We start from the raw sequence: 1542 nt of genomic DNA on the forward strand, positions 1-1542 counted from the left end.
GGCGGTCGCCCAGACGTCGGATGTGGGCCTGCGCCGCGAGCTGTTGCGACGGAGGTGATCATGGAGTATCCGCACGCCTTCAAGGCGAAGATGGTGCAACGGCTGAGCGCCCCGGGAGCGCCTTCGGCGACGGCGTTGTCCGAGGAGGTCGGGGTGCCTCAGCCGACACTGTCAAAGTGGGTTCGCGAAGCCGGTAGAGTCGGGGGCATGGGAAAAAGCAAACGTACGAAGGGCAAGAGGCCGCAGGATTGGACGCCGGAGGCCAAGTTGGCGGCGGTGATGGAAGCGGACACGTTGTCGGAGGAAGAGCTCGGCGTTTTCTTGCGCCGTCGCGGGCTGCATCGGACTCATCTGAGGCAGTGGCGCGAGCAGATCGTTGCTGGTCTGAAGGCGCTGCGATCGAAGAAGGCCTCGCCAGAGGCGCGGCGTATCCGCGAGCTGGAGCGCGAGCTGCAGCGTAAGGACAAGGCGCTGGCGGAGACAGCAGCACTGCTGGTGCTGAAAAAAAAAGTCCACGCGATCTGGGGGGACGAGGACGGCGACACGATGCCGAGGAGAGGCAGATGATCCTCGACTTGATCGATGAGGCGGTGCGCGCTGGCGCGCGGCTCAGGCTGGCCTGCAAGACGATCGGCCTGACGGCCAGGACGATCCAACGCTGGCGTCAGCAGGGCGGTGGCGAGGATTGCCGTCATGGCCCTCACAGCGAACCGGCCAACAAGCTGTCGGCGGCCGAGCGCCAAGAGGTGCTGGAGATCGTCACCTCGCCGGCGTACTGCGACCTGTCGCCGCACCAGATCGTTCCCCGGCTGGCCGATGAGGGCACCTACGTCGCGTCGGAAGCGACGATGTACCGTCTCCTGCGCGAGGAGGCGCTGCTGTCTCACCGAGAGCGCACGCGGCCGGCCATCACTTGGCGCCCTCGAGAGCATGTGGCCACGGGCCCCAACCAGGTGTTCAGCTGGGACATCACCTACCTGCGCTCTCCGGTGCGCGGCAGCTTCTACTACCTGTACCTGATTCTGGACGTCTGGAGCCGCAAGATCATGGGCGCTGCGGTCTATCGGGAGGAGTCGATGGACCTGGCGGCCGAGCTCTTCGAGCGGACCTGCCGCCGCCACGATCTGGATCCGGACGGCGTGGTGCTGCACTCCGACAACGGTGGCCCGATGAAGGGCTCGACCATGTTGGCGACCCTACAGCGACTGGGCGTCGTCGCCTCGTTCAGCCGGCCGCGCGTCAGTGACGACAACCCGTACTCCGAGGCGCTGTTCCGGACCCTGAAGTACCGGCCCGAGTACCCTTCGGCCCCCTTCGCGAGCCTTGAGGAGGCGAGGTTGTGGGTCGAGGGCTTCGTGCGCTGGTACAACACCGAGCACCTTCACAGCGCGATTCGCTTCGTGACGCCGGAAGATCGGCATGCCGGCCGGCAAGAGGAGATCCTCCAGCAGCGCCGGCGCGTCTACGAGCGAGCTCGGCGCCGCAATCCTCGGCGGTGGTCTGGTGAGACTCGCAACTGGCAACCCATCCAGCGGGTCTACC

Annotated in this window: 1 protein-coding gene; it reads left to right on the top strand. The window is 66.3% G+C overall.

Annotation, left to right across the window (positions count from 1 at the left end; all coding sequences use genetic code 11):
- Positions 1 to 60 precede the first annotated feature (60 nt).
- A protein-coding gene (locus tag GY769_08240; protein ID MCP4201908.1) for an IS3 family transposase occupies positions 61 to 1542 on the top strand; the annotation gives its coding sequence in 2 pieces (ribosomal slippage) (positions 61 to 511 and positions 511 to 1542; 1483 coding nt annotated over the 2 pieces). This gene is flagged as partial in the annotation.

Source organism: bacterium (assembly GCA_024224155.1).
Classification (GTDB): domain Bacteria; phylum Acidobacteriota; class Thermoanaerobaculia; order Multivoradales; family JAHEKO01; genus CALZIK01.